This window comes from Salipiger mangrovisoli (assembly GCF_015223355.1).
Taxonomy (GTDB): Bacteria; Pseudomonadota; Alphaproteobacteria; order Rhodobacterales; family Rhodobacteraceae; genus Salipiger; species Salipiger mangrovisoli.
Window position 1 is genome coordinate 14,016 of sequence record NZ_JADFFK010000018.1, and the last position, 24,537, is coordinate 38,552.

Annotated in this window: 21 protein-coding genes; 12 read left to right on the top strand and 9 right to left on the bottom strand. The window is 67.5% G+C overall.

Going from position 1 to position 24,537, the window contains the following annotated elements; all coding sequences use genetic code 11:
* Positions 1-40: 40 nt before the first annotated feature.
* Positions 41-1,279 (top strand): lytic murein transglycosylase, encoded by a 1,239-nt coding sequence (locus tag IQ782_RS20740; RefSeq protein WP_194136584.1) that lies wholly within the window; start codon positions 41-43, stop codon positions 1,277-1,279.
* A gap of 31 nt (positions 1,280-1,310) precedes the next feature.
* Here IQ782_RS20740 and IQ782_RS20745 read toward each other — a convergent pair whose 3' ends face one another.
* The 3 genes from IQ782_RS20745 to IQ782_RS20755 form a co-directional block, all read right to left on the bottom strand.
* Positions 1,311-1,805 (bottom strand): hypothetical protein, encoded by a 495-nt coding sequence (locus IQ782_RS20745; protein WP_194136585.1) that lies wholly within the window; start codon positions 1,803-1,805, stop codon positions 1,311-1,313.
* A 517-nt stretch (positions 1,806-2,322) separates the two neighbouring features.
* A complete protein-coding gene (locus IQ782_RS20750; protein ID WP_194136586.1) occupies positions 2,323-3,024 on the bottom strand; it encodes a hypothetical protein in 702 nt (233 codons plus the stop codon).
* Complete coding sequence (locus tag IQ782_RS20755; RefSeq protein ID WP_194136587.1) at positions 2,996-3,280, bottom strand: hypothetical protein; 285 nt, start codon at positions 3,278-3,280, stop codon at positions 2,996-2,998. Before IQ782_RS20755 ends, IQ782_RS20750 begins: the two co-directional genes overlap by 29 nt.
* Before the next feature lie 177 nt (positions 3,281-3,457).
* Here IQ782_RS20755 and IQ782_RS20760 point away from each other — a divergent pair, with 177 nt between their 5' ends.
* Complete coding sequence (locus IQ782_RS20760) at positions 3,458-4,096, top strand: hypothetical protein (RefSeq protein ID WP_194136588.1); 639 nt, start codon at positions 3,458-3,460, stop codon at positions 4,094-4,096.
* Between the two features lie 28 nt (positions 4,097-4,124).
* On the opposite strand, the gene IQ782_RS20765 is transcribed toward IQ782_RS20760, so the two are convergent.
* The 4 genes from IQ782_RS20765 to puuE all read right to left on the bottom strand — a co-directional run bounded on the left by IQ782_RS20765 (position 4,125) and on the right by puuE (position 8,342).
* On the bottom strand, positions 4,125-5,492 hold the full coding sequence (locus tag IQ782_RS20765; protein ID WP_194136589.1) for a uracil-xanthine permease family protein: 1,368 nt from the start codon (positions 5,490-5,492) through the stop codon (positions 4,125-4,127).
* A 95-nt stretch (positions 5,493-5,587) separates the two neighbouring features.
* Positions 5,588-6,085 carry an ureidoglycolate lyase gene (locus tag IQ782_RS20770; protein ID WP_194136590.1) on the bottom strand — a complete coding sequence of 166 codons (498 nt, stop codon included), beginning with the start codon at positions 6,083-6,085 and terminating at the stop codon, positions 5,588-5,590.
* Positions 6,082-6,924: a bifunctional allantoicase/(S)-ureidoglycine aminohydrolase gene (locus IQ782_RS20775; RefSeq protein ID WP_194136685.1), complete on the bottom strand. Its 843-nt coding sequence runs from the start codon at positions 6,922-6,924 to the stop codon at positions 6,082-6,084. The genes IQ782_RS20770 and IQ782_RS20775 overlap by 4 nt, the downstream gene beginning before the upstream one ends.
* 5 nt (positions 6,925-6,929) lie before the next feature.
* Complete coding sequence (gene puuE, locus IQ782_RS20780) at positions 6,930-8,342, bottom strand: allantoinase PuuE (RefSeq protein WP_194136686.1); 1,413 nt, start codon at positions 8,340-8,342, stop codon at positions 6,930-6,932.
* Between the two features lie 412 nt (positions 8,343-8,754).
* Between puuE and smpB the strand changes: the two genes are divergently transcribed.
* The 3 genes from smpB to IQ782_RS20795 all read left to right on the top strand — a co-directional run bounded on the left by smpB (position 8,755) and on the right by IQ782_RS20795 (position 11,362).
* Positions 8,755-9,228, top strand: coding sequence for an SsrA-binding protein SmpB (gene smpB, locus IQ782_RS20785; RefSeq protein WP_194136591.1), 474 nt, complete (start codon positions 8,755-8,757; stop codon positions 9,226-9,228).
* 92 nt (positions 9,229-9,320) lie between these two features.
* Positions 9,321-10,178, top strand: coding sequence for a 3-mercaptopyruvate sulfurtransferase (gene sseA, locus IQ782_RS20790; RefSeq protein WP_194136592.1), 858 nt, complete (start codon positions 9,321-9,323; stop codon positions 10,176-10,178).
* Positions 10,178-11,362, top strand: a complete 1,185-nt coding sequence (locus tag IQ782_RS20795; protein WP_194136593.1) for an amino acid aminotransferase — start codon at positions 10,178-10,180, stop codon at positions 11,360-11,362. Before sseA ends, IQ782_RS20795 begins: the two co-directional genes overlap by 1 nt.
* 66 nt (positions 11,363-11,428) lie before the next feature.
* Here IQ782_RS20795 and IQ782_RS20800 read toward each other — a convergent pair whose 3' ends face one another.
* On the bottom strand, positions 11,429-11,773 hold the full coding sequence (locus IQ782_RS20800; protein WP_194136594.1) for an antibiotic biosynthesis monooxygenase family protein: 345 nt from the start codon (positions 11,771-11,773) through the stop codon (positions 11,429-11,431).
* A gap of 344 nt (positions 11,774-12,117) precedes the next feature.
* On the opposite strand from IQ782_RS20800, the gene deoC reads away from it, so the two are divergent.
* The 4 genes from deoC (at position 12,118) to rlmH (ending at position 16,580) form a co-directional block, all read left to right on the top strand.
* Entirely contained in the window at positions 12,118-13,110 is a 993-nt protein-coding gene (deoC, locus tag IQ782_RS20805; RefSeq protein WP_194136595.1) for a deoxyribose-phosphate aldolase, read from the top strand.
* Between the two features lie 31 nt (positions 13,111-13,141).
* Positions 13,142-15,481, top strand: coding sequence for an aldehyde dehydrogenase family protein (locus IQ782_RS20810; protein ID WP_194136596.1), 2,340 nt, complete (start codon positions 13,142-13,144; stop codon positions 15,479-15,481).
* A gap of 244 nt (positions 15,482-15,725) precedes the next feature.
* On the top strand, positions 15,726-16,097 hold the full coding sequence (rsfS, locus tag IQ782_RS20815; RefSeq protein WP_240989449.1) for a ribosome silencing factor: 372 nt from the start codon (positions 15,726-15,728) through the stop codon (positions 16,095-16,097).
* Between the two features lie 12 nt (positions 16,098-16,109).
* Positions 16,110-16,580, top strand: a complete 471-nt coding sequence (gene rlmH, locus IQ782_RS20820) for a 23S rRNA (pseudouridine(1915)-N(3))-methyltransferase RlmH (RefSeq protein WP_194136598.1) — start codon at positions 16,110-16,112, stop codon at positions 16,578-16,580.
* Positions 16,581-16,840: 260 nt separating this feature from the next.
* Here the strand turns inward: rlmH and IQ782_RS20825 are convergent, their stop codons facing one another.
* A complete protein-coding gene (locus tag IQ782_RS20825) occupies positions 16,841-17,644 on the bottom strand; it encodes an undecaprenyl-diphosphate phosphatase (RefSeq protein WP_194136599.1) in 804 nt (267 codons plus the stop codon).
* Positions 17,645-17,870: 226 nt separating this feature from the next.
* Here IQ782_RS20825 and IQ782_RS20830 point away from each other — a divergent pair, with 226 nt between their 5' ends.
* From IQ782_RS20830 to gltB, 3 genes are all read left to right on the top strand, one after another.
* The gene (locus tag IQ782_RS20830; RefSeq protein WP_194136600.1) at positions 17,871-19,310 is read left to right on the top strand and encodes an NAD(P)-dependent oxidoreductase; all 1,440 of its coding nucleotides are present in this window, start codon (positions 17,871-17,873) and stop codon (positions 19,308-19,310) included.
* 112 nt (positions 19,311-19,422) lie between these two features.
* Positions 19,423-19,860: a GFA family protein gene (locus IQ782_RS20835; protein WP_194136601.1), complete on the top strand. Its 438-nt coding sequence runs from the start codon at positions 19,423-19,425 to the stop codon at positions 19,858-19,860.
* A gap of 133 nt (positions 19,861-19,993) precedes the next feature.
* Positions 19,994-24,535, top strand: coding sequence for a glutamate synthase large subunit (gltB, locus tag IQ782_RS20840; protein ID WP_194136602.1), 4,542 nt, complete (start codon positions 19,994-19,996; stop codon positions 24,533-24,535).
* Positions 24,536-24,537: the final 2 nt, after the last annotated feature.

Consider the following 24,537-nt stretch of genomic DNA (forward strand, 5'->3'; position numbering starts at 1 on the left):
CCACTCTGCCGGCAAAACCCAAAAAAGGCGGAGCGGGCAGATGGGCAGCACAAGACGGAACTTCCTCATGACGGGCGGGGCGCTGGCGCTTCTGGCGGGCTGTGGCGGCGGCGGATACTCGGGCGGTTCGGCCCCGGTCGAGGACCCGATGCTGCGCCCTCAGCCCAATCCCGGCTGGGACGCCTGGGTCGCGTCGTTCCGTGGCCGGGCGCTGTCGCAGGGCATTTCCGGTTCGACCTATGACGCCGCCTTCCGCGTTGCCGGCTTCCTGCCCGGCGTGGTCGAGCGCGACCGCAGCCAGACCGAGTTCACCCGCACGCTCGAGGATTACCTCGCGATCACCGCGAACGAGCAGAAGGTCCAGCAGGGCCGCGCCGAGCTGCGGCGCTACATGGGCGTCCTGCGCGAGATCGAGGCGCGCTACGGCGTGCCGCCGCATGTGGTCTGCGCGGTCTGGGGCATGGAAAGCAGCTACGGCACACGGCGTGGCAGCATCCCGGTGATCTCGGCCTGCTCGACACTGGCCTACGACGGCCGGCGCGGCGCCTTCTTCGAGTCGCAGACGCTGGCCGCCCTGCGCATCCTCGAGCGCGGCGACGTCGATCCGCTGCACCTGACCGGCAGCTGGGCCGGGGCGATGGGCCATACGCAGTTCATCCCGACCACCTACCAGAGTTACGCGGTGGATTTCCGCGGCGACGGGCGGCGCGACATCTGGTCGGACGATCCGACCGATGGGCTGGCCTCGACCGCCAACTACCTGGCGCGGAGCGGTTGGCGCAGCGGTGAGCCCTGGGGGGTGGAGGTGGTGCTGCCCGCGGGCGGCGCGGGTCTGGCCGGCAGCACGCGCAGCGGCGCGGGCTGGGCGTCGGCCGGGGTGCGCCCGTCCGCCGGGGGATCGCTGCCCTCGGGCTCGGGCAAGCTGCTGCTGCCGCAGGGGGCAAGCGGGCCGGCCTTCCTCGTCTACCGCAATTTCAACGTCATCCTGCGCTACAACAACGCGCAGAACTACGGCATCGGGGTAGGCCACCTGTCGGACCGGCTGTTGGGGGCGGGTCCGCTGCGTGCGAGCTTCCCGCCCGACCGCTACGGGCTGACCATCGACGACCGCCGCGAGCTGCAGGGACGTCTCAATGCGGCGGGCTACGACGCAGGTACGCCCGACGGGGTTCTAGGCAAGAAAACCACCGCGGCCATCGAGGGCTATCAGGCGCGCGCCGGGATGCCGGTGACCGGCACGCCCTCGCAGGAGCTTCTGGCACGGCTGCGGCGCGGCTGACCGCCGCGCCACCTTTCGCCGTGTTTGCGCCTCAGACCCCGGCGGTGCCGCCAAGCGCCGCCTGAAGGTCGGCCAGCGTTTTCTTCTCGGCCTCCGAGACGGCTTCGCCGCCGAAGCCCAGGAAGCCGCCTTCCTTCGCTGCTTCGGCGGTCCGGGTCGCAGTGTCGATGAGGAATTCCGAGAAGGCTGCGGCCTCCTCGGGCGCGGTGGTCTTCACGGTGCCGAGAATCTCGGACAGGCGGGTGATCGCGGCCTCGGTGATCTCGGGCGGTTTCTTGCCCTTCACCAGGGCCTTCACCCCGTCCATTGCGGCCGAGCGGCCCTCGGAAGTCTTGTAGGCCTCGGCCACCTCGGCGGCCAGCGTGCCGGCGGAGGCGCCCTTCAGCGATCCGGCCATTGCCGCGCTCTCCTGTACCGCGCCGATCAACCCGCCGGGGTCGGCGGCGGTGATCGCCAGCCCGGCCAGCATCGGGGCCTCGAGAACCATAGCCCAATCGGTCGCGGTGAATTTTTCCTTGAGTGCCATTGAGAGCCTCCGCTCAATCGTTGTGTGAGTCCGTTGCGGGTGTCCGGAGAAGGGCCGCTGGGTCATCGATCGGCGTGGAATGCCGGGCCCCGGCGGGTGTGTCGGTAGCGTGTGCAGGTCCAAAATCCGGGGCCTGCTGTGGTCTGAAATGATCGGGGCCGGCCTCAATACACTGGCCGGACCCTATGTCTAAGGTCCTGAACCGGAACGGTCGGAGCGTAGCTCAACCCTCACGGGTGATCCAGCGACGCGCGGGTGACCGGCGCCTATGCGCGCACGATGATCAGATTTCCGCCGATCGCCGCCGCAGGACGTGCCGACCCGGAGCGGGTCTTCGGGTGCGATGGCCCACGTCGTCCTGTGCCAAAAGCGTCGCTGCGGCGGTTGAACCGGCCATCCCCCTGCGGCGTGCGAACCTCCGGTTCCGGCGCAGCGGCATCGTGCCGGACATCGCCTCGTCCTCGCCGCAGTCGGGATCGACCGGGGTGACATGGGGGACGGGCGGTGTGACCGGGTCTCAGACGACCTCGATCACGTCCTTGTCTATGGCAAGATGGTATCCCTTGCGGGCGATGTTGCGCACCAGAAGCTCGCTGACCATCTGGTTGCCCAGCCCGTCGCGCAGGCGTTTGATCCGGGTCGCGCCGGCTGCCTCCTCGCAGTCGCTCGGGTCGCGGCCCGAGATCATCCCCTCGATCTCCGCCCCGGTCAGCGTCTCGTCGTCCATCCGCGCCTCGGCAAGCACCGAGAGGGTTTCGATCATCGCCGCCGTCAGCTTGAAGCCCATGGTGTTGAGGTAGACCATGTTTTCCTCGCGGCTGATGATCAGAGAGCTGACCTGGATGCCCGAGCGCTCGATCTGCGCCATGCGCCGGTTCATTCCCGCCAGCATCACCAGGAAGACCAGTGCGGCGACCAGCATGGCGGCGGCGAAGACCAGCAGCACGAAGATCACCATCCGGTAGCTCGCCAGCGTGTCGGCAAAGGCGGTGCCCGAGAGCGCGAGGATCTCCAGCAGCTTCACCTCGGCCTGGGCGGTCAGGTCGTGCTCGACGAAAATCTGCTCGACCCTTGCGTTGAACGCGTTGCCGTCGGGCAGGGTGAACATCAGCACCCCGCCGGCCAGGGCCAGCAGGGCGATGATCGCGGCAATGCCGAATGTGACGATGCGCCCGCCCGCGCGGCGGGCCTCAGTAGCGGAGATAGAACTCGCCGGCATTCTTCTTCTTTTCTTCCGAGGGCGGCTGTTCGGACAGGGCGACGACGCTCAAAAGCGTCCAGCCGTTGCGGTCGAGCCGGATCTCCAGCTGCGCGGCCGCGGTGTTCTTCGACGGGCATGTCTCCGTCGGAAGCAGGGCGATGCCGTATTGCAGGCGCAGCGGATCGTCCTGTTTGGCCTTGTACTCCGCGTAGCACTCGGCTTGCGCCGCGGTGGCGCCAAGGGCGAGCAGAAGCGAGAGGGTGAGAAACGGCATGTTCATGCCTGAACACTGAGCGCGCCGCCGCCGCAATTCAATAGCCCCGTACGGATAGGCGGCGGATATCCGATAACATCGGAGGGATATTGCCTGTTTTGCCGGGGCGGGCCGAGGGTCGTTGCAGATCGCGGCGCGGGCCGTGATGACCCCATCCATTCCCGAAGGAGACAGCCCATGTCCAGAAAGTTCATCGCCGCCGTGCTCGCCGCCTCGCTTGTGGTCACAGGCTTCAGCGCCGCCCCGACGCGCGCCGCAGAGGCGAAGGACGTCGCCAAGGTCCTCGGCGGTGCCGCCCTCGTCTACATGATCGGCAAGGCGGTGAGCGACGCGCGCGCGGAAGACCGCGAACGGGACAGGAAGGAGAAGGAGAAAAAGAAGGCGCAGCAGGCGGCGGCGCAAGAGCTCGCTTGGCGCAACCGCGACCCGGCACCCTACCTGCCGCGGCCCTATACCTTCGAGGGCCGTCCGGCGCAGGCGGGGCAGCCCTCTCATGGCGGTCCGCAGGGCGTCCTGCCGGCGTCTTGCCTGCGTGACGTGCGCGGCGAGCGGGGGCAAGTGATGCAGCGCGCGTGCCTGCGCGACGCCGCGGTCCGCACCGAGGCGCTTCCCGACCGATGCAGCAAGAAAATCCGCATCGGCAAGGACAAGGAGCGGGTGTTCTCGGCCGAGTGTCTGCAGAAGGCGGGCTGGCGCGTTGTCGGCCGCGGTGCGGGGCAGGGCCAAGGTCGCCACGATGACTGGCATGGCGACCGGCATGACAACCGGCACGGCGACTGGGCGCGGGGCTGGGGCCACGACGGCCGGCGCGACTGAGCGCGCCGACCGGGGTCGGTCCCGGTGATCAGTGAAGGTCCTCGGGCAGCAGCAGGTTGAGCAGGATCGACAGACCCGCCGCCGGCAGCAGCCCGGAAGTCAGCAGCACCTGTGCCGTTTGGGGCAGGTGCTGCAAGGCGCTCGGTTCGAGCTGCAAGCCGAAGCCGACCGAGAGCGAGATCGCGAAGATCACCATGTTGCGGCGGTTCCAGACCACCTCGGACAGCATGTTGACCCCCGCCGCGCAGACCATGCCGAACATCACGATGACGCCGCCACCCAGGACGTTGATCGGTACGGTCGAGACGGCCGCGCCGACCTTCGGCACCAGCCCGCAGACAATCAGGAAGAGCGCGCCGATGGTCACCACGTGGCGGCTCATCACGCCGGTCATCGAAATCAGCCCGACGTTCTGGCTGAACGAGGTGTTGGGCAGCCCGCCGAAGATCCCGGCCACCGCGGTGCCGAGCCCGTCGGCGAAGGTCGCGCCGCCAACCTCGCGGTCGGTCGCCTCGCGTCCGGCACCGCCCTTGGTGATGCCCGAGACGTCGCCCACGGTCTCGATCGCCGAGATGACCGCCATGAAGCACATGCCGAGGATGATCGCCGGGTTGATCTCGATGCCCCAGCGGAACGGCATGGGTAGCTCGAAGACCGGCGCGCTGGCGACATTGCCGAAGCTGACCTGCCCCATGGCGAGCGCCACGAGATAGCCCGCGACGAGCCCCACCAGCACCGCCGAGAGCGCCAGAAGCCCGCGGGTGAAGAACTTCACCCCGAGCGTCACGAGGATCACCACCAGCGCCGGCAGCCACATGGCGAGGCTGCCGAACTCCGGCGTGCCCAGCTTCGGCACGCCGCCCGCGGCGTACTGGATGCCCACCTTCAGCAGCGCGAGGCCGATCATCAGCACGATCAGCCCGGTGACCAGCGGCGGCAGGGCATGGCGGATCCGGGTGACGATGAAACCGAGGCAGAAGTGGAAGAGTCCGCCGATCACGATGCCGGTCATCAGCCCGGCCATGCCCGCAACGCCCTGTCCCGCCACCGCCGGGATCATCACCGGCAGGAAGGCAAAAGACGTGCCCTGCACGATCGGCAGCCGCGCCCCCACCGGGCCGAAACCGATGGTCTGGAACAGCGTGGCGATGCCGGCGAACAGCATCACCATCTGGATCATGTAGATCATGTTGGGAAAGTCGGGGCTGTTCGAGCCGTAGCCGAAGCCCGCCGCCCCGGCGATGATGATCGCCGGGGTGACGTTCGAGGCGAACATCGCCAGCACGTGCTGCAGACCCAGCGGCACCGCCTTGCCGAGCGGCGGCATGTAGTCGGGGTTGATCAGCTCTTCGGGCGTGCCGATCGGATGGCCCTTGGGGGCGGTTGCGTCAGTCATTCCATAGTCTCCCTCGTCGGTGTCACGTCGTGATTATGAGATGACCCGCCGCCTCTGCCGGGCGTCTGCGCGGGGGTGTTCCTGGGGTCTCCCCCTCAGGGCCGGGTGATCAGCAGCGGTTCCGTCAACCAGTGCTCTTCAAGATTGGGCGTCTGCCCGATGCGGTCCACCACGGCAAAGAGCCCCGGCGCGTGCAGCGGTGTCAGCACCCCGTGCCAGGTGCCGCGGTGGAAGTTGATCCCCTGTCCCGGCGCCGCGAGGAAGGCATGCACCTCGCCCGGCACCGCGTTCGCGCCCGGGCCGGGTTCCGCGACGATCACCAGCCACTCGTTGCGGTGCATCGGCAGGAAGGCCTGCGAGCCCTCGGGGTGCCGCTCCACCAGCTCCAGCCTGTAGGGCAGAGCGCGCGGCTCGGCGTCGAAAAGACTGATGCCCGCCCGCCCCTCCGGCCCGAAGTCCATCGCGGCGCGGTCGTGATGTCGCCCGCAGAGCCCCTGGTTGATGATCTTGTCGGGCGCGCCCGTGACCTCGAGCACCTCGCCGAAGGGCGCGAAGGCTTCGGCGGTCAGCGGCCTTGTCGTGATCTGCCTCATCGCGCCGCTCCCACCGGGGCCAGCGAGACGTGGCGGTTGACGTCCTTGTAGAGCAGGTAGCGGAAGCGCGCGCTCTCGTCGACGATGCAGGCCTGCGGGCAGAAGGCGCGCAGCCACATGAAATCGCCGGGCCCGACCTCGACCCAGTCCTGGTTGAGCAGGTACTTCGCGCGCCCCTCCAGCACGTAGAGCCCGTGCTCCATCACGTGGGTCTCGGCAAAGGGGATGCGCCCGCCCTTGCCGAAGGTGACGATATTGGCGTGGAAATCATGGCGGATGTCTGCCGGATCGAAAAAGCGCTGGGTGCCCCAGAGCTGGTCGCAGCCGGGCATCCAGTTCACCGGGACCTCGTCGTCATGGGTGATGATCACCGGCGGCACCGAGATGCCCGGCGCCGCCTCCCAGCGCTTGCGGATCCAGTGGAACCGGCAGGGGGCGTCGCCGCTGTTCCACAGCGTCCAGCCCGAGCTCGGCGGCAGGTAGACCACGTGGCCCGCACGCAGATCGTGCTCCTTGCCGCCAACCGTCAGCCGTGCGCTGCCCCCGGTGATCAGCAGCGCCGCCTGCGCCTGCGGATCCGGCTCGGGCGCGTCGCTGCCGCCGCCCTGTGCCAGCTCGACCGCGTATTGCGCGAAACTCTCGGCGAAGCCCGAGAGCGGCTTGGCGATGATCCAGGCGCGGGTCTGCTGCCAACCCGGCAGCAGCGAGCTGACGATGTCGCGCATCGTTCCGGCGGGGATGAAGGCATAGGCGGTGGTGAAGACCGCCGCGCCCTGCGGGTTGTCCTCGCGCGGGGGCATGCCGGCGGGCGGGAAGGCGTAGCTGCGAGGGCTGTCCATGATGCTCACAGCAGGGCCTCCAGCCGCAGGCGGGCGATGCGTTCGACCTGGCGGCAGGCCTCGGCGAACTCGGTTTCGGTGTCGTTTGCGATGCGCCGCTCGAAGGCGGCGAGGATGCCGGCCTTGTCATGGTCGCGCACCGCGATGATGAACGGGAAACCGTGCTTCTCGACGTAGGCGGCGTTGAGCTCGGTGAAGCGCGCGCGCTCGGGGTCGGTCAGCGCGTCGAGCCCGGCGCTGGCCTGCTCGGCGGTGCTGTCCTCGGTCAGTCGCTTCGCCTCGACCAGCTTGCCGGCAAGATCGGGGTGAGCCTGCAGCACGCCCAGCCGTTCCTCGCGGCTGGCGGTGCGCAGCACGCGGGCGAGCGCATTGGCCAGACCGGCGGGCCGGTCATGCGCCGCGCCCAGTTCCAGCTCGAAGGCGCGCTCGGCGACCCAGGGTGAATGCTCGACGATGCCGCCGAAAGTGCCGACAAAGGTTTCGCGGTCCATGGTCGACGGGCGCGGGCCCTTCTTCGGCGGATGGGTCTTTGCCCAATGCTCGGCGATCTGCAGCCGGGTCGGGGTCCAGACCCCCTCGAAGCCGCCGATGTAGTCGAGGAAGCGCTTCAACCCCGCCATCTTGCCCGGTCGGCCGATCAGCCGGCAGTGCAGGCCGACCGACATCATCGCCGGCTTGCCCGCCTCGCCCTCGACGATCAGCGTGTCGAAGGCATCCTTGAGGTAAGTGAAGAACATCTCGCCCTCGATCCAGCCGGGCGAGGTGGCGAAGCGCATGTCGTTGGCCTCGAGCGTGTAGGGAATGATCAGCTGGTCGCGGCCCGCCACCTCAATCCAGTAGGGCAGGTCGTCGTCATAGGTGTCCGAGACGTAGTCCATGGCCTCGGTCTCGGCGACCAGACGCACGGTGTTGGCGCTGCAGCGCCCGGTGTACCAGCCGCGCGGCGGCGTGCCCACGACCTCGGTGTGCAGGCGGATCGCCTCGGCGATGGCGGCGCGCTCCTCGGCCTCGGGCATGTCCTTGTGCTCGACCCACTTGAGGCCGTGCGAGGCAATCTCCCAGCCGGCGTCCTTCATCGCCTCGACCTGCTCGGGCGAGCGCGCAAGCGCGGTGGCGACGCCGTAGATGGTGAGCGGGATGTCGTAGCCAGTGAAGAGGCGATGCAGTCGCCAGAAGCCGGCGCGGGCGCCGTACTCGTAGATCGACTCCATGTTCCAGTGGCGCTGTCCCGGCCATTGCGCCGCGCCGGCGATGTCCGACAGGAAGGCCTCCGAGGCCGCGTCCCCGTGCAGCACGCAATTCTCGCCGCCCTCCTCGTAGTTGAGCACGAACTGCACGGCGATCTTCGCGCCGCCCGGCCATTGCGCGTCGGGGCGGTCGGGGCCGTGGCCGATCATGTTGCGGGGATAGCGCTGCATCTGCCGGTCCTCTGGCATGGGGTGGTCTCCTGTCGATACTGGTGCCGCGGGCCGGGCGGAACTGCAAAGCCCCGTGCCGGGACGCGCGCCCTGGCTTCCGTGTTAGCACCGCTGAAAAAAGGAGCAAGAACATGTGGTGCCGCCGTGTCCCCGCCCCCGCCTGCCGCGGACCGAGAGTCCGGATGCCTCCGGCGGGGATATTTGTTCCTAGAAGAAAGCCCCGACGGCCAACCGCCGCGTTTTCTTTTAGGTCCAAATATCCCGGGGGAGAGCCGCGCAGCGGCTCGGGGGCAGAGCCCCCTCAAGATGCCGACCCGAATTGCCAGAGGCGCGCCATTGGCGCGCGGGGCAGCGTTCCAATTGTCCGGCACCATATGGACAGGACGCCCCTCAACCCCTATGTGCAGCCATCATGGCCAAGCAGAAGTCCGACCCCAACTACAAGATCATCGCCGAGAACCGGCGTGCGCGCTTCGATTACGCGATCGAGGACGATATCGAATGCGGCATCGTGCTGACCGGCTCGGAGGTCAAAAGCCTGCGCGAGAACAGTTCGAACATCGCCGAGAGTTACGCGGCGGTGGAAGAGAGCGAGCTGTGGCTGGTCAACTCCTACATCGCCCCCTACACCCGCGCGATGTTCCCGCATGAGGAGCGCCGCCGCCGCAAGCTGCTGGTCTCGAAGAAGGAGCTTTCGCGCCTGTGGAACGAGACCCAGCGCAAGGGCATGACGATCGTGCCGCTGGTCATGTATTTCAACCACAAGGGTGCGGTGAAGCTGAAGATCGGCATCGCCAAGGGCAAGCAGAACCACGACAAGCGCGAGACCGAGGCCAAGCGCGACTGGAACCGCCAGAAGCAGCGCCTGCTCAAGGAGCGCGGCTGAGCCGGGTTGGCCCGCCGTCGTGATCCCACCCTTGCGAGTCCGGAACGGGCACCTTAGAGACGAGGCGATGCTGACTGCCCCGGGGAGAGGTGATGGCTAGTGACGACCCCAAGACGCTCGTGTCCACCGACTGGCTGGCGCGCCACCTGAAGGATCCCGATCTGCGCCTGCTCGACGCGAGCTGGTACATGCCGGGTTCGGGCCGCGATCCCAAGGCCGAATACGAGTCTGCCCATATCCCCGGCGCGCGGTTCTTCGACATCGACGAGATCTCCGACCTGCGCTCGGAGCTGCCGCATATGGTTCCGCCGGTGGACAAGTTCATGTCCCGGATGCGCGCCCTCGGTGTCGGCGACGGCCATCAGATCGTTGTCTACGACGGCACCGGTCTCTTCTCCGCCGCCCGCGTCTGGTGGCTGTTCAAGCTGATGGGCCATGACGACATCGCGGTGCTCGACGGCGGCCTGCCCAAATGGCAGGCGGAGGGGCGCGAGGTCGAGGACCTGCCGCCGGTGATCCGCGACCGCCATATGATGGTGCGTCGCCAGAACCACCTGGTGAAGGACGTGACGCAGGTGTCCGCCGCCTCGAAGCTGCGCGACCACGAGATCCTCGACGCCCGCGCCCCCGCCCGCTTCCGCGGCGAGGTGCCCGAGCCGCGTGCTGGCCTGCGCTCGGGGCATATCCCCGGCTCGAAGAACGTGCCCTTCGGCACGCTGCTCAACCCTGACCAGACGATGAAGGCCCCCGAGGCGCTGCGCGCCGCCTTCGAGGCGGCGGGGGTGGACCTGGGCAAGCCCGCGATCACCAGCTGCGGATCCGGCGTCACCGCCGCGATCCTGAGCCTTGCCCTGACCCGCCTCGGCAAGACCGACCACGCCCTTTATGACGGGTCCTGGACCGAGTGGGGGCAATTCCCCACGCTGCCCGTCGCCACCGGAGAGGACTAATGTTCGAGACTCTGAAAGAGCAACCCGCCGACAAGATCCTGATGCTGATGCAGGCCTTCAAGGAAGACCCGCGCACGCAGAAGGTCGACCTCGGCGTCGGCGTCTACAAGGACGCCAGCGGCAACACGCCGGTCATGCGCGCCATCAAGGCGGCGGAAAAGCAGCTCTGGGAGAGTGAGACCACCAAGTCCTATACCGGTCTCGCGGGCGATCCGGCCTTTGCCGAGGCCCTGGGCAAGCTGGTGCTGGGTGACGCGGTCCCGGCCGAGAACGTGGCGGCCGCCGCAACCCCCGGCGGCACCGGCGCCGTGCGCCAGGCCTTCGACATGATCAAGATGGCCAACCCTAAGGCGCGCGTCTTCGTCTCGGATCCGACCTGGCCCAACCACCTGTCGATCCTCAAGCACATGGGGCTCGAGGTCGTTCCCTACCGCTACTTCGACAACGAGACCCGCGGCGTCGACTTCGTCGGCATGATCGCCGACCTGCACCAGGTGCTGCCCGGCGACGTGGTGCTGCTGCATGGTTGCTGCCACAACCCCACCGGTGCGAACCTGAACATCTCGCAGTGGAAGGCCGTGACCGAGCTGCTGCTGGAAAAGCAGGGCACGCCGATGATCGACATCGCCTACCAGGGCTTCGGCGACGGTCTCGAGGAAGACGCCGCCGGCGTGCGCCTCGTCGCGTCCTCGGTGCCCGAGTGCCTGATCGCCGCCTCCTGCTCGAAGAACTTCGGCATCTACCGCGAGCGCACCGGCCTGCTGATGGCCGTCAGCCAGGATGCCTCGGCCAAGAAGCTGAACCAGGGCACGCTGAACTACCTCAACCGCCAGAACTACTCCTTCCCGCCGGACCACGGCGCGCGGCTGGTGACCATGGTGCTGACCGACCCCGAGCTGCGCGCCGACTGGGCGGCGGAACTGGAAGAGGTGCGGCTGTCGATGCTGGGCCTGCGCGAGCAGCTGGCCTCCGAACTGCAGCGCCTGTCGGGCTCGGACCGCTTCGGCTTCATCGCCCAGCACCGCGGCATGTTCTCGCGCCTCGGCGCGACGCCGGAGCAGGTCGAGACCATGCGCCGCGACCACGGCATCTACATGGTCGGCGACTCGCGGCTGAACATCGCGGGGCTGAACAAGACCACCGTGCCGATCCTCGCCGAGGCGATCATCAAGGCGGGCTGCTGAGCCCCCTCCGCCGGTGCATGGCGGCATGAGTTTCGAACGCGGGCCCCCGGGCCCGCGTTTCGCATTTCAGCCATGCTCGGCGAGGCTGTCCTGCGGCGCCTCGGCGCGCTCCTCCATGCCGTAGTCGCGCAGCACCTGGCACACCCGCAGCCGGTAGCCGGCGAAGATGCCCTCGCGCCCGGCCTTCTGTGCGCCGCGATGCGCGGCAAGGGTCCGCCAGCGCTGCACGGCCGCCTCGTCCTCGAAGAAGCTGAGCGAGAGCAGTTTCTCGGGATTGGTGAGGCTCTGGAAGCGCTCGACCGAGATGAAACCCTCGACCTCCTCGACCATGGGCCGCATGGCGGCGGCGATGTCGAGGTACTGGTCCTTGCGGCCCTCCGCGGGGATGACCTCGAAGATGATGGCGATCATGGCTGTCTCCTCTTTCGGGGCCAGCTTTCCCGGCAGGAGCCCGGATTTGCAAGACGGTTCCGGCGCCCGCCCGCCTGGCCGCCTCGCCGCTGGCGCGCGCCGGATTTGCGTATTTGGAAAGAGAAGAAGGGGCAGGGCGCGACGCTCTGCTTCTTCTCTTTCCAAATACGCGGTCGGGACGGTTCCATGCGCGATGACGCGGGGGCAGGGCGCGGCGGCTTGCCACCGGTCCCCATCTGCCGAGGAGTCGCTTGCTGAACGGGGCTTTGCCGCGTATCCGCAGGGCTGGCCCGCTTGCCGAAGCGCGGGGGCCGTGCGACCCTTCCCGCCGGAGGACTCCAGTGATGACCGAGACGATGAGCCGATCCGAAACCAGCCTGCTGCCGCAGCTCCACGAGCCGCGCAATCCCGGCATGCCACTCGACATGGACCGGGTGATGCGCTGCACCGCCAACCGCTCGGCGATCGAGCGGCGGGCCGCGTCGCTGCCGGGGCGGCGCTCGGTGAAGAAGGACTACCAGGCGGCCTGGCTCGCCAGGGCGATCTCCTGCATCGACCTGACAACCTTGGCGGGCGACGACACGCCGGGCCGCGTGGCGCGGCTCTGCGCCAAGGCGCGCCAGCCGGTGCGGGCGGACATCCTCGAGGCGCTGGGGCTCGAGGGGCTGACCGTGGGCGCGGTCTGCGTCTACCACGACATGATCGCCCCTGCCGTCGCGGCGCTGGAGGGCAGCGGCATTCCGGTGGCGGCGGTTTCGACCGGCTTCCCGGCGGGGCTCTCGCCCTTTCCCCTGCGCGTCGCCGAGATCACCGAGAGCGTGAAGGCCGGTGCGCGGGAGATCGACATCGTCATCTCGCGCCGCCATGTGCTGACCGGCGACTGGCAGGCGCTCTACGACGAGATGCGCGCGTTCCGCGAGGCCTGCGGCGAGGCGCACGTCAAGGCGATCCTCGCCACAGGCGAGCTGGGCACGCTGCAGAACGTGGCACGGGCCTCGATGGTCTGCATGATGGCGGGCGCCGATTTCATCAAGACCTCGACCGGCAAGGAGAGCGTCAACGCCACGCTGCCGGTGAGCCTCGTGATGATGCGGGCAATCCGCGAGTTCTACGAGGAAACGGGCTACCGCGTCGGCTACAAGCCCGCGGGCGGCATCTCGAAGGCCAAGGACGCGGTGACCTACCTCGCGCTGGTCAAGGAGGAGCTCGGCGACCGCTGGCTGCGGCCGGACCTCTACCGCTTCGGCGCCTCCTCGCTGCTGGGCGACATCGAGCGGCAGCTCGAACACCATGTGACCGGGGCCTATTCGGCCTCCTGGCGCCACGCCACGAGCTGATGGCGCATCTGCGGAACTGGAGACGACGGACATGAGCGTGAAAGAGATCTTCGAGAGCATGGATTATGGACCCTCGCCCGAGAGCGCCGCGGATGCGCTGACCTGGATCGTCGACCAGGGCTCGCGCTTCGGCTGCTTCATCGATGGTGGGTTCACCAAGCCGGGCGCGACCTTCGAGAGCCGCAACCCCGCCACCGGCGAGGTGCTGGCCGAGGTGACGCAGGCGACTCAGGGCGATGTCGATGCGGCGGTGAAGGCCGCGCGCGCGGCGCAGCCGGCCTGGGCGAAGCTGGGCGGCAAGGGGCGCGCGCGCTTCCTCTACGCGCTGGCGCGGCTGGTGCAGAAGCATTCGCGGCTGCTGGCGGTGCTGGAGACGCTCGACAACGGCAAACCGATCCGCGAGAGCCGGGATATCGACGTGCCGCTCGTGGCGCGGCATTTCTACTACCACGCGGGCTGCGCGCAGCTGATGGACGCGGAACTGCCGGGGCAGGAGCCGCTGGGCGTCTGCGGGCAGATCGTGCCGTGGAACTTCCCGCTGCTGATGCTGGCCTGGAAGATCGCCCCGGCGCTGGCCATGGGCAACACCGTGGTGCTGAAGCCCGCCGAATGGACCTCGCTCACTGCGCTCTGTCTTGCCGATCTGTGCCAGCAGGCGGGGCTGCCGAAGGGCGTGGTCAACATCGTCACCGGCGATGGCGCGGTCGGCGAGATGATCACCGGGGCCGAGGTCGACAAGATCGCCTTCACCGGCTCGACCGAGGTGGGCCGGAAGATCCGCGCCGCCACCGCCGGGAGCGGCAAGTCGCTGACGCTCGAGCTGGGCGGCAAGTCGGCCTATGTGGTCTTCGAGGATGCCGATCTCGACAGCGCGGTCGAGGGGCTTGTGGATGCGATCTGGTTCAACCAGGGGCAGGTCTGCTGCGCGGGCTCGCGCCTCTTGGTGCAGGAAGGCATCGCCGAGCGCTTCCACGACAAGCTCAAGGCGCGGATGGACAAGCTGCGCCTTGGCGATCCGCTCGACAAGTGCATCGACATCGGCGCCATCGTCGATCCCGAGCAGAAGTCCCGGATCGAGGCGCTGATGCAAAAGGCCGCTGGCGAGGGTGAGGTCTACACCGGCTGCGCCGCGCCCGAGGGCTGCTTCATCGCGCCGACGCTGGTCACGGGGCTCTCGCCCGCATCGCTGCTGATGCAGGAGGAGATCTTCGGCCCGGTGCTGGTCTCGACCACCTTCCGCACCCCGGACGAGGCGGTGCAGATTGCCAACAACACCCGCTACGGGCTCGCCGCCTCGGTCTGGTCCGAGAACATCAACACCGCGCTCGACGTGGCTCCGAAGCTCGAGGCCGGGGTGGTCTGGGTCAACGGCAGCAACATGTTCGACGCGGCGGCGCCCTTTGGCGGGCTGCGCGAGAGCGGCTTCGGCCGTGAGGGCGGCTGGGAGGGGCTCGCGGCCTACACCCGTTCCGCGGGCAAGGCCAAGGCGCTCAAGAAGGTCGAGGCCTTTGCGGGCGAGACCGCCGAGCCGCAGGACGTGGACCGCACCGCCAAGCTCTACATCGGCGGCAAGCAGGCGCGGCCCGATGGCGGCTACGCGCAGAACATCTACGACAAGAAGGGCAAGTTGCTGGGGCAGGCGCCGATCTCGTCGCGCAAGGACATCCGCAACGCCGTCGAGGCGGCGCGGGGCGCTTCGGGCTGGTCCTCGGCCACGGCGCACAACCGCGCGCAGGTGATCTACTACATCGCCGAGAACCTGCAGGCGCGGGCGAAGGAGTTTGCGGCGCGGATCGACGCGATGACCGGCGGCAAGACCGGTGCGGCAGAGGTCGAGGCCTCGGTCGACCGGCTCTTCACCTATGCCGCCTGGGCCGACAAGTACGAGGGCGCGGTGAAACCCGTGCCGCTGCGCGGCACCGCGCTGTCGTTGCGCCGGCCCACCGGCGTCATCGGTGCCTTCTGCGCGGACGAGGCGCCGCTGCTGGGGCTGGTCTCGGTCATGGCGCCGGCGATCGCCATGGGCAACCGCGCGCTGCTGGTCGCCTCGGAGCCCTTCCCGCTGGCGGCGACGGATTTCTACCAGGTGCTCGACACCTCGGACCTGCCGGGCGGGGTGGTCAATATCCTCACCGGCCCGCATGAGGAGCTGGCGCCGGTGCTCGCCAGCCACATGGATGTCGAGGCGGTCTGGAGCTTCTCGTCGTCCGACCTGTCGAAAGCCATCGAGACCGGCGCGGCGGGCAACCTGAAGCGCACTTGGGTCAACGACGGCAAGTCGCGCGACTGGATGTCGGCGGCCGGGGAGGGCGAGGCTTTCCTCGAGGCGTCGACCGAGGTGCAGACCGTCTGGATCCCCTGGGGCGCGTGACGCGCCGGCCATGCAGGGGCCGACTCCCGTGGGGCGCCTTGTCGCGCCCCACCGTTTTAGGCGTTGAATCAGCCTGCTGTCCCGGATAAGGGGCGATCTTTCGCCGCAACGTTGAGAAAAGCCCTCTCCGATGCTATCTTATAAGGGCCCGGCGCCGGGGTCACATTCGGCGCGTGCCATGAAGGAGGACAATGTCCTGTCACTTACTGCCGATGCGGCTGGTGCCGCTGATGCGGGGATGCCCATGACGGGGCTCACCCACACCGAGGTCACGAGCGAGGGTGTCCTTGCCGCTGTCCTCAAATCTCTCGACGACAACAAGGCGGAAGAAACCGTGCAGATCGACCTGCGCGGCAAGACCTCCGTCTGCGACCACATGGTGATCTGCTCGGGACGTTCCTCGCGGCAGGTGGCCTCGATCGCACAGAAGCTCGCCGAGGATCTGAAACACGAGCTGGGCGTCCTGTGCAAGACCGAGGGCGAGGAGACCGGCGACTGGGTGCTGATCGACGCGGGCGACGTGATCGTCCACGTGTTCCGCCCCGAAGTCCGAGACTTCTACCAGCTCGAGAAGATGTGGATGCCGCTGGGCAAGGTCACCCAGAGCCCGAGCTGACCGGGAGCGTACATGCGCGTGCATCTCTGCGTCGTGGGCCGGCTGCGGTTTGGCCCCGAGCGCGATCTTATTGACGATTACCTCAAGCGCTTCGACCGCACGGGGCGGGCGCTGGGGCTGGGTCCGGTCACGCTCTTGGAGGTCGAGGACCGCAAGGGCGGGGGCATGGCGGCGGAAGCTGCGCTGCTGCGCAAGGCGATTCCCTCGGGGGCTCGGCTCTGCGTCCTCGACGAGCGTGGCAAGCTGATGAGCTCGCCCGACTTCGCGCGGCAGCTTGGCGAGATCCGCGATGCCGGCACGGGCGATCTGGCCTTCGTGATCGGCGGGGCCGATGGCATCGATCCGTCGCTGCGGGCCGAGGCGGACATGGCCCTTAGTTTCGGCCAGATGGTCTGGCCGCACATGCTGGTGCGGGTCATGCTGTCCGAGCAGCTCTATCGCGCCGCATCCATCCTGGCGGGCAGCCCGTACCACCGCATTTGAATTTGTGTAAGTTTTCGCGTCGGCGGGATCTTGCCGTTAGGCCGACTCGCCTGCGGCGGGAATCCGCGCGAATGCAAACCCTGCGTTGCAAACACCGAAATCCCTGATTTAGCTGCAATTATCGCACCGTCGCGCAGCTGTGAAGACGAGCGAGGTTGACTGCCCTTCTACTGTCCCTGCCGGCTCCCCCGCCGGTCCCGGGCAGATCAACGGCCCCGGAGTTTCCCCGAACTCCGGGGCCCTATCTTTTCAGGGCCGGGTCAGCTGTAGGCGATGACCAGCAGGATCACCCCCAGGATCACCCGATAGATGACGTAGGGCGTGAAGCTGACCGAACGCAGCAGCCGCATCATCAGGGTGAGGGCGAGCAGGGCGGAGACGAAAGCGAAGCCTGCGGCGATGGCCCCGTCTTTTGCGGCCTGCGCGTCGGCGCTGCCGATCACCTCTGCCCCGAGCAGGACGCCAGAGGCAAAGATCGTCGGAATCGACATCAGCATCGAGATCTTCGCGGCGTCATGGCGCTTGTAGCCAAGTTGACGCGCGCCGGTGATCGTGATGCCCGAGCGCGAGGTGCCGGGGATCAGCGCCACGGCCTGCCAGAGGCCAAGCTTGATGGCGTCGGCGAGGGTCCAGTCCTTCTCGGTCTTCACCTCGGGGCCCTTCTGGTCGGCCCACCACAGGACGATGCCGAAGATCAGCATGGTCCAGCCGATCACCGCCACCGAACGCAGCATGTCCGACAGCCCCGTTAGGTTCAGGATCAGCCCGACGAGGATCACCGGGATCGTTGCGACCGCGAGGAGGAAGGCCAGTTTCGAGCCGGGCGTGTCGATCTTTCCGGTCAGCATCCGCGGGATGCCCGCGAGTCCCTCGTGTACGTCCTTCCAGAAGTAGAGCACCACGGCAAAGAGCGTTCCGACGTGAACCGCCACGTCAATCACCTGTCCCTGGTCCGCCATGCCGGTGAGTCCTGGGAGGAGAATCAGGTGACCGGAGGAGGAAATCGGGAGAAACTCGGTGATGCCTTGGATGAGAGCTAGAATAATCAGTTGAGACAGGGGCATGTAAGCTGGTCTCCGAGAATGAAAGCCCTTTTGCTATAGGTCCTTGGTTTTCAGGGGGAAAGAGCGAAATTGGTCCGTTATCGGACCTAATTTTTGGCCAAATCGTCCCCCTTGACCGGGGGAGGGACAAATTTTTATCAATATAGGTCAGTATGTATGACTTTTATTCCTTTTCGACTTTAAGTAAGGAAGCCCGACCGATTGATTTGCTTGGAGACAAGGCATCATGGCAAAGCAACCCATGCTGAAATTCGTGAAGATCGAGCGCGACATGCCCGAGAAGCGGGAGGCCTCCGTCCGCAGCCACGACTTCGACGAAATTTATGCTGAGTTCGCAAAGGCCAAGGCCGAGGAGCAGGCGAGCCGCTGCAGCCAGTGCGGTGTGCCCTACTGCCAGTCCCATTGTCCTCTGCACAACAACATCCCCGACTGGCTGAACCTCACCGCGACCGGCCGTCTGGAGGAAGCCTACGAGATCAGCCAGGCCACCAATACCTTCCCGGAAATCTGCGGTCGCATCTGCCCGCAGGACCGCCTGTGCGAAGGCAACTGCGTGATCGAGCAGTCCGGTCACGGCACTGTGACCATCGGGTCTGTCGAAAAATACATCACCGACACAGCCTGGGAGCAGGGCTGGGTGAAGCCCGCCGCGCCCGCGGTGGAGCGGTCCGAGAGCGTTGGCATCATCGGCGCGGGCCCGGGTGGCCTTGCGGCGGCGGACATGCTGCGCCGCGCCGGCGTGCAGGTCATTGTCTATGACCGCTACGACCGTGGCGGCGGCCTGCTGACCTACGGCATTCCGGGCTTCAAGCTCGAGAAGGACGTGGTCATGCGCCGCATCAAGCAGCTCGAGGACGGTGGCGTGCGCTTCGTCTTCAACTGCAACGTCGGGCAGGACATGAGCTTCGACGAGATCCGCGACCAGCATGACGCGGTGATCATCGCAACCGGGGTCTACAAGTCGCGCGACCTGCGTGGTCCGGGCGCGGGCGCCAAGGGCATCGTCAAGGCGATCGACTATCTCACCGCCTCGAACCGCACCGCCAACTTTGGCGACAGCGTGCCCGAGTTCGAAAGCGGCGAGCTCAATGCCAAGGGCAAGCGCGTCGTGGTCATCGGTGGCGGCGACACCGCCATGGACTGCCTGCGCACCGCGATCCGTCAGGGCGCCGAGAGCGTGAAGTGCCTCTATCGCCGCGACCGCGCCAACATGCCCGGCTCGCAGCGCGAGACCGCGAACGCCGAGGAAGAAGGCGTGCAGTTCGAGTGGCTGACCGCGCCGAAGGGCTTCAAGGGCGACGAGACCGTCGAGGCGGTGATGGTGCAGAAGATGCGTCTCGGCCTGCCCGACGCCACCGGCCGCCAGTCGCCCGAACTGATCGAGGGTGCCGACTATGAAGAGCCCGCCGATCTGGTGATCAAGGCGCTCGGCTTCGAGCCCGAGGATCTGCAGACGCTTTGGGGCGCGCCCGAACTGGAAGTCACCCGCTGGGGCACGGTGAAGGCCGAGTTCACCTCGGGCCGCACCGCGCTTCCGGGCGTCTACGCCGTGGGCGACATCGTGCGCGGTGCCTCGCTGGTGGTCTGGGCGATCCGCGACGGCCGCGACTGCGCCGAGCACGTGCTGAAGGACTTTGAAAAGCTCGCGGCCATCGCCGCCGAGTAAGGCTTCGCGCCCGCCCCCTGCACCCTCGCGGGCATGGGGCGGGCATCCCCTTAACCTCACGCCCGAGGCGCGGTTGGCCCAGCCGACCCTTGCCGAGATCAAGGAGCGGTGCATGACGCAGAAGACCGGACAATGCCTTTGCGGCGCGGTGCGCTTCACCGTGACCGAGTTCGGCAGCTTCGGCGTCTGCCATTGCGAGCAGTGTCGCCGCTGGGCCGGATCGGCGCTCTTCGCGGTGAACGTGCCCGAGGCGGCGATCACCATCGAGGGGGCCGGAGCGATCCGCAGCTTCCGCAGCTCGGACTGGGCGTCGCGCCACTTCTGCGGCACCTGCGGCTCGGTGCTCTGGTACCGCTACGACAAGGGCGTCGACGGGGCAGGGGAATACGAGGTCTGCCTCGGGCTTCTGGACGACGGCAACGGCTTCGAGATGAAGAGCGAGATCTTCGCCGACGAGAAGCCCGACAGCTGGGCGCTTACCGGCGGGCATCCGAAGTACACCCGCGCCGAGACGCTGAAGAAATTCGGCGCGGACGTCAGCGGCGCCTGAGCCGCAGAAGACACCCGCGGCGCCTGAGCCGCAAACCAAATTCCGGCGCGATCCCGCGCCATTTCATTCGGCGCCTCGCGCGCCAGCCACGTATCCCGGCCGCCCCGGCGGCCTTCCATGGAGGTGCTAAGCCATGACCACTTTCGACGCCAACTGGGTTGCCGCAGAGGAAGCCAAGCGCAAGTGGATGGAGGAGAACGGCCTGTTCCGCGAAGAGCATGAGCACTCTTCCTGCGGTGTCGGCCTTGTTGTCTCCATCGACGGGAGACCGTCGCGCAAGGTTGTCGAAGCGGGCATCACCGCGCTGAAGGCGATCTGGCACCGAGGTGCCGTGGACGCCGACGGCAAGACCGGCGACGGCGCGGGCATTCACGTGCAAATCCCCGTCTCCTTCTTCTATGACCAGATCGAGCGCACCGGCCACGCGCCCCGCAAGGAAGAGCTGATGGCCGTTGGCCAGGTCTTCCTGCCGCGCACCGACTTCGCCGCGCAGGAAACCTGCCGGACCATCGTCGAGACCGAAGTGCTGCGCATGGGCCACTACATCTACGGCTGGCGCCACGTGCCGGTGAGCGTGGAGTGCCTTGGCGAGAAGGCCAACGCGACGCGCCCCGAGATCGAGCAGATCCTGATCTCGAACGCCAAGGGCATCGACGAGGAAACCTTCGAGCGCGAGCTCTACGTCATCCGCCGCCGCATCGAGAAGGCCGCGGCCGCCGCGGGCATCAACGGGCTCTACATCGCCTCGCTGTCGTGCCGGTCGATCATCTACAAGGGCATGATGCTGGCCGAGCAGGTCGCCGTCTTCTACCCCGACCTGCAGGACGAGCGCTTCGAGTCCGCCTTCGCGATCTACCACCAGCGCTATTCCACCAACACCTTCCCGCAGTGGTGGCTGGCGCAGCCCTTCCGGATGCTTGCCCACAACGGCGAGATCAACACCATCAAGGGCAACACCAACTGGATGAAGTCGCACGAGATCCGCATGGCCTCGGCGACCTTCGGAGAGATGGCCGAGGACATCAAGCCGATCATCGCGACCGGGGCGTCGGACTCCGCCGCGCTCGACGCGGTGTTCGAGGTGCTGGTCCGCGCCGGGCGCAACGCGCCGATGGCCAAGACCATGCTGATCCCCGAGGCCTGGTCGAAGCAGGCGGTGGAGCTGCCGCAGGCCTGGCTCGACATGTATTCCTACGTGAACTCGGTGATGGAGCCCTGGGACGGCCCCGCGGCGCTGGCCATGACCGACGGCCGCTGGGTCTGCGGCGGCCTCGACCGCAACGGCCTGCGCCCGATGCGCTACGTCGTCACCGGCGACGGCCTGCTGATCGCCGGTTCCGAGGCGGGCATGGTGCCGGTCGACGAGTCGACCGTGCGTGAAAAAGGCGCGCTTGGGCCGGGCCAGATGATCGCCGTCGACATGGAAGAGGGCAAGCTCTACCGCGACACCGAGATCAAGGACCGCCTGGCGTCGAGCCAGCCGTTCGGCGAATGGGTCGGCAAGATCACCGAGCTGGACGACAGCCTGTCGAAGGTCACCGAGAAGCCGCTGTTCTCCGGGGCCGAGCTGCGCAAGCGCCAGATTGCGGCGGGTTACAGCATCGAAGAGCTCGAGCAGTCGCTCTCGGCGATGGCCGAGGACGGCAAGGAAATGCTCGCCTCGATGGGCGACGACACCCCGTCGGCGGTCCTGTCCAAGAAGTACCGGCCGCTGAGCCACTTCTTCCGCCAGAACTTCAGCCAGGTGACCAACCCGCCGATCGACTCGCTGCGCGAGTATCGCGTGATGTCGCTGAAGACCCGCTTCGGCAACCTCAAGAACGTGCTCGACGAGTCCTCGGCGCAGACCGAGATCCTGGTTCTCGACACGCCCTTCGTCGCCAACGCGCAGTTCGAGGAGCTGACCCGGCACTTCGCGCAGGGGCTGGTCGAGATCGACTGCACCTTCCCCGCCGACGCAGGTGAGGGCGCGCTGCGCGACGGTCTGGCCCGCATCCGGGCCGAGGCCGAGGACGCCGTGCGCTCGGGCGGCGGCCACATCGTGCTGACCGATCATCACCAGGGCGATGGCAAGGTCGCCATGCCGATGATCCTCGCCACCTCGGCGGTGCACAGCTGGCTGACCAAGAAGGGCCTGCGGACCTTCTGCTCGCTGGGTGTGCGCTCGGCGGAATGCATCGATCCGCACTACTTCGCGGTCCTCGTGGGCTGCGGCGCGACCATCGTGAACCCCTACCTCGCCGAGGACAGCATCGCCGACCGCATCTCGCGCGGCCTGATCGACGGCAGCCTGACCGAGGCCGTGGCGCGCTACCGCGAGGCCATCGACCAGGGCCTGCTGAAGATCATGTCGAAGATGGGCATCTCGGTGATCTCGTCCTACCGCGGCGGTCTCAACTTCGAGGCCGTGGGCCTGTCGCGCGCCATGTGCGCCGAGTATTTCCCCGGCATGCTGTCGCGGATCTCGGGCATCGGCGTGCACGGCATCCAGCAGAAGGCCGAAGAGGTCCACGCGCTCGGCTTCAAGGGCGGCCGCGACGTGCTTCCGATCGGCGGCTTCTACAAGGCCCGCAAGTCCGGCGAGACCCATGCCTGGGGCGCGCAGAACATGCACCTGCTGCAGGCGGCCTGCAACAAGTCGAGCTACGAGCTGTGGAAGACCTACTCCAAGGCGATGCGGGCCAACCCGCCGATCCACCTGCGCGACCTTCTTGACATCAAGCCCATCGGCGAGGCGATCCCGCTGGAAGAGGTGGAATCCATCACCTCGATCCGCAAGCGCTTCGTGACGCCTGGCATGTCGCTGGGGGCACTCTCGCCCGAGGCGCACAAGACGCTGAACGTCGCGATGAATCGCATCGGCGCGAAGTCCGACAGCGGTGAGGGCGGCGAGGATCCGGCACACTTCGTGCCCGAGCCGAACGGCGACAACCCCTCGGCGAAGATCAAGCAGGTGGCCTCGGGCCGCTTCGGCGTCACCGCCGAATACCTGAACCACTGCGAGGAACTCGAGATCAAGGTCGCCCAGGGTGCCAAGCCCGGCGAGGGCGGCCAGCTGCCCGGCATGAAGGTGACCAAGCTGATCGCCCGTCTGCGCCACTCGACCGAGGGCGTGACGCTGATTTCGCCGCCGCCGCACCACGACATCTACTCGATCGAGGATCTGGCGCAGCTGATCTACGACCTCAAGCAGATCAACCCGCGCTGCAAGGTGACGGTGAAGCTGGTGGCCTCTTCGGGCGTCGGCACCATCGCCGCGGGCGTCGCCAAGGCGAAGGCCGACATCATCCTGATCTCGGGCCACAACGGCGGCACCGGCGCCTCGCCGGCGACCTCGATCAAATACGCGGGTCTGCCGTGGGAGATGGGCCTGACCGAGGCGCACCAGGTGCTGGCGATGAACAAGCTGCGCGACCGCGTGACGCTGCGCACCGACGGCGGCCTGCGCACCGGGCGTGACATTGTCATGGCCGCGATGCTGGGTGCCGAGGAGTTCGGCATCGGCACCGCCGCGCTGATCGCCATGGGCTGCATCATGGTCCGCCAGTGCCAGTCGAACACCTGCCCGGTGGGCGTCTGCACCCAGGACGAGGATCTGCGCGCGAAGTTCACCGGCAATGCCGAGAAGGTGGTGAACCTGATCACCTTCTACGCCACCGAGGTGCGCGAGATCCTCGCCTCCATCGGGGCGCGCTCGCTGAACGACGTGATCGGCCGCGCCGACCTGCTGAGCCAGGTCAGCCGGGGTGCCGAGCATCTCGATGACCTCGACCTCAACCCGCTGCTGATCCGCGTGGATGGCGCCGACGACATCGTCTACGACCGTTCGAAAGAGCGCAACGTGGTGCCCGACACGCTCGACGCCGAGATCGTCCGCGACGGCAGCCGCTTCCTGCAGGACGGCGAGAAGATGCAGCTCTCCTACGCGGTGCAGAACACGCACCGCACCGTGGGCACGCGCACCTCGAGCCATATCGTCAGCAAGTTCGGCATGCGCAACGCGCTGCAGCCCGACCACCTGCACGTGAAGCTCACCGGCTCGGCCGGCCAATCGCTGGGCGCTTTCGCGGCGCCGGGCCTGAAGCTGGAAGTGTCGGGCGATGCCAACGACTACGTCGGCAAGGGCCTGTCGGGTGGAACCATCGTGGTGCGCCCGCCGATGATGTCGCCGCTCACCGCGTCGAACAACACGATCATCGGCAACACGGTGCTCTACGGCGCCACCGACGGCTATCTCTTCGCCGCCGGCAAGGCCGGCGAGCGCTTCGCGGTCCGCAACTCGGGCGCGAAGGTGGTGGTCGAGGGCTGCGGCACCAACGGCTGCGAGTACATGACCGGCGGAACGGCGGTGATCCTCGGCCCGATCGGCGCCAACTTCGGCGCGGGCATGACCGGTGGCATGGCCTATCTCTATGATCCCGAAGGGCTGACCCCGGATCTGATGAACATGGAGAGCCTGGTGACCTGCCCGGTGGCCGAAGAGCACTGGGAGGCCGAGCTGAAAGGGCTGATCGAGCGCCACGCTGCGGAAACCGGCAGCCGCAAGGCACTCGACATCCTGCAGAACTGGGAGAGCGAGAAGGCCAACTTCGTGCAGGTCTGCCCGATCGAGATGCTCAACAAGATTCCCCATCCGCTGGGAATCGAGAGCGATCTGGCGGTGCCGGCGGAATAACG